This is a genomic window from Maritimibacter sp. UBA3975, from assembly GCF_002384975.1.
Lineage (GTDB): Bacteria > Pseudomonadota > Alphaproteobacteria > Rhodobacterales > Rhodobacteraceae > Maritimibacter.
Genome location: NZ_DGCP01000006.1, coordinates 1 through 7,294 on the forward strand (window position 1 = coordinate 1; position 7,294 = coordinate 7,294).

Annotated in this window: 7 protein-coding genes; 3 read left to right on the forward strand and 4 right to left on the reverse strand. The window is 63.6% G+C overall.

Translation table 11 applies throughout. The annotated features are described in order from the left end of the window. Positions 1–148: 148 nt before the first annotated feature. From B2585_RS04295 to B2585_RS04310, 4 genes are all read right to left on the reverse strand, one after another. Positions 149–781 carry a tyrosine-type recombinase/integrase gene (locus B2585_RS04295; protein WP_292020373.1) on the reverse strand — a complete coding sequence of 211 codons (633 nt, stop codon included), beginning with the start codon at positions 779–781 and terminating at the stop codon, positions 149–151. A 177-nt stretch (positions 782–958) separates the two neighbouring features. Beyond that, entirely contained in the window at positions 959–1,858 is a 900-nt protein-coding gene (locus B2585_RS04300) for a dihydrodipicolinate synthase family protein (protein WP_165053022.1), read from the reverse strand. Between the two features lie 13 nt (positions 1,859–1,871). Continuing rightward, on the reverse strand, positions 1,872–2,507 hold the full coding sequence (locus tag B2585_RS04305) for a LysE family translocator (RefSeq protein ID WP_165053020.1): 636 nt from the start codon (positions 2,505–2,507) through the stop codon (positions 1,872–1,874). An 11-nt stretch (positions 2,508–2,518) separates the two neighbouring features. Beyond that, positions 2,519–3,103: a LysE/ArgO family amino acid transporter gene (locus tag B2585_RS04310; RefSeq protein WP_292020380.1), complete on the reverse strand. Its 585-nt coding sequence runs from the start codon at positions 3,101–3,103 to the stop codon at positions 2,519–2,521. Between the two features lie 122 nt (positions 3,104–3,225). Here B2585_RS04310 and B2585_RS04315 point away from each other — a divergent pair, with 122 nt between their 5' ends. The 3 genes from B2585_RS04315 to B2585_RS04325 all read left to right on the forward strand — a co-directional run. Further along, positions 3,226–4,131 carry a LysR family transcriptional regulator ArgP gene (locus B2585_RS04315; RefSeq protein ID WP_114291561.1) on the forward strand — a complete coding sequence of 302 codons (906 nt, stop codon included), beginning with the start codon at positions 3,226–3,228 and terminating at the stop codon, positions 4,129–4,131. Positions 4,132–4,626: 495 nt separating this feature from the next. Next, complete coding sequence (locus B2585_RS04320) at positions 4,627–4,773, forward strand: hypothetical protein (RefSeq protein WP_153218031.1); 147 nt, start codon at positions 4,627–4,629, stop codon at positions 4,771–4,773. Between the two features lie 269 nt (positions 4,774–5,042). Then, on the forward strand, positions 5,043–7,294 hold a 2,252-nt coding region (locus tag B2585_RS04325), incomplete at its 3' end, for a strawberry notch-like NTP hydrolase domain-containing protein (protein ID WP_292020391.1).

Consider the following 7,294-nt stretch of genomic DNA (forward strand, 5'->3'; position numbering starts at 1 on the left):
CTCCATCATGGTGCGACGCGCCGAACGAAAGCCGACATTCGCGCGCCCCGCAGCATCGGTGAGTCTGGGCTCGAAGCCCACGTCGGCAGGTAGGTCTTCGCACGTCCGGTCTCGGCTGGCGAACGGCGTACGCCGTTCGCCGAAGGTATCAAATGTCGACCGACTCCGCGATGCTCAGAGCATCCTCAAGTTCAACGCCCAGGTACCGGACCGTACTGTCCACCTTGGTGTGACCGAGCAGGAGCTGGACCGCGCGAAGATTGCCTGTTTTGCGGTAGATTTGTGCAGCCTTGGTGCGCCTCAACGAGTGCGTGCCGTAGCCGCTCGGCTCGAGACCGATCGCCGTCACCCACTCTCGGACGAGCCGCGCGTATTGTCGCGTCGAAATGTGCGGCCTGGCGTGAAACCGGCTCGGGAACAGGAAGGCGCAGCCGATCATCTCCGGCCGCTTCACCCACTCCGAGATCGAAGCTCGGGTGTTTTCCGTGACTTCGAACTGAACGGGGCGGCGCGTCTTGCTCTGGATGACCGATACGCGTTCGCGGACACGATCGCCGACAACGAGCTGGGCGACCCTCAGACCGACGAGGTCGCAGCCCCGCAACTTGCTGTCGATGGCGAGATTGAACAGAGCGAGATCGCGAGGGTTGCTCGCGAGTTCGAGGCGCGCACGGATCGCCCAGACCTGTTTCGGCAGCAGAGGCCGTTTCTGGCCAACGAGCCTGCCACGGTTCCAAGGGCGTCGCTTCGGCTTGATGGCGGGGAGTTGGATTTTGGACATGAGACTTTCTCCATCCGTCCCTCCCGGCCCAGGCGTCAACATCGCGTGACCCCGAGATATTAAGCGATGTAGCGAAGGACCGGTGAAGAAGATTGGCTCCGGGCCGCCGCCGCCGCGCTGCCGCAAGGCCGCACCGAGCCCTTTCAAGACATTCCCGGCGTAAGCACAGTCCCCTGATCAGACGGCGTCCTGGAGCAGCGGACGCAGCGCCACCTCGACCCTTTCGCGGGAGGCAGGCTCGAGCGGCAGGATCGGACGCGGCGGGGTGATGCGCCCGAGACCGAGGATCTCCGCGATGGTAAACATCACGCGGAAGCTGCCGAACTCGCGGAACAGCGCCCAAAGGGGAGCGAAAGCGTGATCGATGCGCTCGGCTTCGGCCGCATTCCCGGCCTGAGACGCGCGGGTGAGCGCGAGAGCGGGTTCCGGCAAGAGGCCGGCCACGACGCTATACCAGCAGGCACCGCCGGCGAGCAGCGCGTCCTTCGCCCCCCAGTCGCCGCTATAGCCCACGGCGAAGCCATCCGGCGTCACGGCCCGCTGGCTCCGCATCTCGCCCGCGTAATCGCTGTCCGCCGGCAAAGGCATCTTGACCGCGGCCACGTTCGAGATTTCGGCCAGACGCGCGATCAGGTCCGGGCTGAAGGTGAATTTGGTGGTGCCCGGGTTGTTGTAGATGCACAGGGGCAGCTCGCCGGCCGCGGCGACGGCCTCGAAATGGCGAAAGACCTCATCATCGGTCAACGGCTGATAGGACATGGGCGCAAGAAGCAGGCCGTCCGCCCCGGCTTTCCGGGCATCTCGCGCGAGGTCCTCGGCAACATCGGTCGTGAGAGCGCCGACACCGACGACAAGCGGTGTCCGTCCCGCCACGCAATCTACGGCGGCCCGGAGGGTCCGCTTGCGCTCTTCCGGTGTCAGGTAGGCGTATCCACCGGTGCTGCCGAGCAGTCCGATGGAATCCGCTCCCGCAGCCACGATCCGCTCGAGGAACCGTTGCAGAAGCTCGGATTTCAGCTGCCCCTCGTCATCAATGGGCGTGAGCGGGAAGGCCGAGAGGCCGGTGAACAAGGTCATGTGAACATCTCCTTCAAAAGCGTGACATGAGCAGGCGCAGGCCGGCGAACCCGAAGAAGGCGGCCAGAACGCCCTCGATTCCGCGCCGGGCCCGCCGGTAGAGGCGGATCATCGGTTCCGTGGAAAACACGACCGCGTAGCCGGTGAAGATCATCACGCTCAGGATTGCGCAACCTGCCAGAATGGTGGCCACATCATGCCAGGATGGCTCAGCACCGAGGCCAAGCGTGACGAGGGCGATCCAGGCCAACACGGCTTTCGGGTTCGCCAGATGCATGATCAATCCATGACGGTAGAGCGCGGCCGAGGACGGAGGAGTATCGGATCGTGCCGGTCCGGTTGAGGTTGCCGGGTTGGAAGACAGCGCATTCTGGGCTGCGCGCCCCGCGAGGTAGAGCAGGTATAGGCCGCCGCAGATCTTCAGGAGGATCAGGGCCTCGGCATAGCGCGCGAGCAGCGCGGAAACACCGGTGGCCGCAGACAGCCCCCAGAACAGCGATCCGGAGATGACGCCCGCCGCCAGGGCCAGCCCGGCCCGGCGACCATGGTTCATCGCCACGCCCATGATCCGAAGGGTGCTCGGACCGGGGCTCCCGGCCGCGATCACATAGGCGGTGAAGACGACGAGCAGGTGGTTGAAATTCTCCATGACGTGTCCTCTCAGGTTCCGGCCAGCAGCTTGAAGGCGATGAGCCACATTACCAGCGCGATGAGCGTCTCCAGGACGCGCCAGGCCGCTGGCCGCTCGAACACCGGTCTCAACTTGGTGGCACCGTAGCCGAGAGCGAAGAAGAACACGAACGACCCCAAAATCGCGCCGATCGCGAAAGACCCTTGGCTGTCGGTGAACTGCGTGGAAATGGTCCCCAGCAGGACGACCGTGTCAAGATACACATGGGGGTTCAGCCAAGTGATCGCGAGGCAGGCGATCAGCGTGCGGAAGAGATCGGTCATCGGCAGCGAGGAATCCGCGGCCAACGCCTTATTCGAGCGCAACGCGGACAGAAGACTCTTCACGCCATACCAGATCAGAAAGGCCGCGCCGCCGTAGCGCATCACCGGCTCGAGCCAGGGCAACCACTCCGAGACGGTGTGGAAGCTGGTCACCCCGACGGTGATCAGGATCGCGTCCGAGACCGCGCAAGTGAGACAGACAGCCAGGACGTGCTCGCCGCGCAACCCCTGTCGCAGCACGAAGGCGTTCTGCGCGCCGATCGCCACGATGAGGCTGAGGCTCATCATCATGCCGGTGAAAAAAACTGCGACATCCATATGTGGGCCTCTGGTTCAAAAAAACTGCCCTTGGACTATTCGGTCGCAGTAGATTAGACAAATTAAAGACGCTGATGCCAATAAAGGAAAACTAAATGGCTGTGGACTATGCAGCTCTTCGCGCCGTCGCCGCGGTCGTCAGGACCGGCAGCTTCGAAAGAGCCGCCGCTTCTCTCAACGTGACCCCGTCGGCTGTCTCGCAGCGCATCAAGCATCTCGAGGAACGCCTCGGCGCGGTGCTCATCGAACGTGGAACGCCATGCACCGCCACGGACAAAGGCCTTGCGCTTTGCCGGCACATGGACCGCGTGGGGATGCTCGAAAAGGATCTCATGGAACATCTGCCTGAACTTTCCGGGGCGGAAGGTGCCGGACAGGTAACCCTCAACGTGGCGACGAACGCCGACAGCCTCGGGACCTGGTTTCTCGAGGCCATCGCCTCCTTCACCAGGGCCACCGACTATCTCGTGAATGTGGCGATCGACGACGAGGACCATACCGCCGACTGGCTGCGGCGCGGTCGCGTGCTTGCCGCCGTTACCTCGCTGGAACGTCCTGTGCAGGGGTGTCGTGTCACGCCGCTCGGTGCGCTGCGCTACCAGGCGACGGCGAGCCCCGACTTCGTTGCCCGATACTTCCCTGACGGCCTCACGAAGGAGGCGTTCCAACGCGCGCCCGCTCTCACCTTCGACCAGAAGGACCGGCTCCAGAACGTCTGGGCGCGCGAGGTTTTCGGGCAAGACATGTCATTCCCCACGCACTGGCTTCCTTCGACGCAGAGCTTCCTTGAGGGAAGCCTCGCCGGCATGGGGTGGGCGCTCAATCCGGTACAGCTCGCCAGACGCCATCTCGAGCGCGGAGATCTGGTCGAGCTGGCCCCTGGACAGATGCTGGAGCGGCACCTGTTCTGGCAGATCAATCGGCTGGCCGCCGACCAGCTTCACGAGCTGTCCCGGTTAATACTCACGGTAGCGCGGCGGGAGCTCAGCTCGCAAGCATGACGCTCATTGGAAACGACAGCTTGGTCCGCTGTGCAGCCACTGCTTCTGAGAAATTTTCTACATTACGCACGAACGACAGGATCCACAGCTGCGATGCGGCATGAATGTTTACTGCACCGAAGCAAACATTTCGCTGCGTGCGCGCGCAGCGCAAAATTGGCTCTTCCGTAGTGGGCTCGTTTGAGACCTTCGCGGCATCCCGCCCCAACGTCGGCAATGGTGTGAAGGGGCGTCTGTGCGCAGATGTTTTGGTCATCCCCATAATGTAGAGATCTCAAGAGTCTTATCGTCCGGGAAGTTTTGCTGTAACGTTCGATCATCGCGTGAACGGGGAATCCGAGTTGAAACAGCCTTCAGACCGCAAACAGGCTTGCGACAAAGTCAATCTGTCCAAGGTCCATTCTCCCTACCGCCGATCTCGGGTCGCTCTGAGCGTTGCAGCTATGCCGAGAGACCTAGGCGAGCTTCTGGATAGGCGCCTCGAGGACCATCGCCGTGACCGGTGAGATGACGTCCCATGATGCCTGGTTTCGGTCCAAGGTGAAGGAGGCACTGAATGACCAGCAGGCCGCGACACCGCATTCCAACGTGATGAACCTTGTGCAGGCGGTGATTGATGAGAAGCGCCGCCAACAGTCTTGAACAGTGCGTTCTGTTCTTACCTGGTACCTTCGTGCGTTTCGGGGTGTTTTGGTGGGTTGCCGCCGCTTCTTCTGTCAAAAAATTGTTTGCCGATCGGCTGCGTGACTTAGCCTTTGATTCCGACAAGGGCGGGTCGCGCTCGTGATCTGAAATTCTGCACTCACTCTCGTTGCCCAACCTCCGTCATAGCTTTCGGCGGAAACCCCAAAAAGTGTAGAGCGGGCTTTTTGTCCTTTGGAACTCAGACCCTGATCCAAAGGAAAATCCCCATGTCCAAACCCAGAACGGCCAACCCGGCTCTCGCAATCTCCGAAGCCGATCTCGCCTCTGCGCTAGCGCTTATCGGCAGAGAGATCCACCACCAACCCCTGCGCAGTTCAGCGCTGGCGCGCATCATGCGCGAGACGTTTCATGGCAGCGATGCCGGGGGTGCCTGGGACTGGCGCATGGCCTATGACCTGATGCAGGCCGCTGCCGTCCAAATGCTGCTGCGCGGCGACGGCGCGGCAGGTGACATCGCCGCGGCAAGGCTGCTTGCCTCACGGCTCCTGACGGAAACCCGCCGCTCCGAGCAGCAGATCCGGCTGCAGCAGTTTTCCACACCGCTGGCATTCGCGACCATGGCGGTGCGGGCCGCAGCGATCCGCAAGGGCGAGACCGTGCTGGAGCCCTCGGCTGGCACCGGTGCCCTGGCTGCTTTCGCCGCCCGGGCCGGTGCCACGCTTCTGCTCAACGAGATCGACCCCTTTCGCCAGCGCCTCCTGCGCGCGGTTTTCGGCGGCGAGGTCACAGGCCATGACGGCGAGCATATCGATGATCTGCTGCAGACGCCGGTTCTACCCGACGTCGTGGTGATGAATCCGCCCTTCGCCTCCTCGGTCGACCGCTCCCGGGACAAGCACATCGCCGCCAAGCATCTCATTGCGGCTGCAAAGCGTCTGGCACCCGGCGGGCGGCTGGTGGCGATCATGCCGCCGGGATTCACACCCGAACGCGATGCCGCGCATTGGTCCCGCGCCTGCGGCCTCCTGACGCCGCGACTGGCGTTGACGATGCCGGGGCAGGTCTACCGCAAGCTCGGCACCTCTGTCGAAACCCAGCTCATGGTCTTCAACAAGGTGCAGGAGGACGGCGAGATGATCCGCGCCAGGGTTCAGGATCTGGAGGAAGCCCTTCCCTTTGTCGACGCCGTGGCCGCAAGCCGGCCTGAGAAGCGCCCCGCCCAACGGGCGGCGACAAACCCTCATGCGCGATCGGTCGGTCCAGTACCTGTCACGCGCAAGCGCCCAGTTGCCACAGTCGCCGCCTCCAAACCCCGCGCCAATGCTGCCATCCCGCTAAGCTTCACAAGTCTTGAGGCTCCGCGCGACAACACGCCCGTCTCGGACATCTATGCGCGCTACCGTCCGCAGCGGATCGAGATCCCGGGTGCGCAGGAGCATCCAACGCCGCTTGTCGAAAGTATCGCCATGGCCTCTGTCGCGCCGCCCATGCCCTCTGGCGCGGCCAGTTCAGAATTGCGCCTGCCTGCCAGGCTGATCGAGGATGGGCATCTCTCCGAGGCACAGCTTGAGACCATCATCATGGCACATGATGCCCATGGGCGCGACCTGCCAGGACGATTCACCATCGACGACGACCAGACCAAGCTGACGCGCGCCGATGATAACCCGGATGCACGGGCCTATCGCCTCGGCTATTTCCTCGGCGACGGCACCGGGTGCGGCAAGGGGCGCGAATGTGCGGGGCTGATCCTCGCGGGATGGCTCGCCGGACGCCGTAAGGCCGTCTGGGTCTCCAAATCCGCCACGCTTATCGAGGACGCGATCCGCGACTGGACTGATCTCGGTGGCTCGCCCGCCGACATCCAGCCGCTCTCGAAATGGAAACCGGATCAGCCCATCCCCATGGGCGACGGCATCCTATTCGTCACCTACGCCACGCTGCGTTCGGCGGGCAAATGCGGCACCTCGCGGCTGAGCCAGGTCCTCGACTGGATGGGCGCGGGGTTCGATGGTGTTCTGGCTTTCGACGAAGCCCATGCCATGCAGAACGCGGCCGGGTCCGAGCAGGGCAGGGGGGGCAAACCCTCCCAGCAGGGCCTTGCTGGCCTGCGGCTGCAACTGGCGGCACCCCGGGCTCGCGTCTTTTACATCTCGGCCACGGGTGCCACGAGCGTGCACAACCTCGCCTATGCCGCGCGGCTGGGGCTCTGGGGGCAGGGTCCCGAATACCCCTTCCCAAGCCGCGAGAGCTTCGTTTCTGCGATGGAAGCCGGCGGTGTCGCCGCCATGGAGGTGGTCGCGCGCGATCTCAAGACGCTCGGCCTCTACACGGCCCGTGCCCTCAGCTTCGATGGGGTGGAATATGATGTTCTAGAACACGCGCTGACCCCGGCGCAGATCGAGATCTACGACGCCTATGCGGGCGCATTTCGGACGATTCACCACAATCTCGAGGCGGCACTGACGGCAACCGGTGTCAACGATGCCTCGGGGGAGACCAATGCCTCGGCCGCACG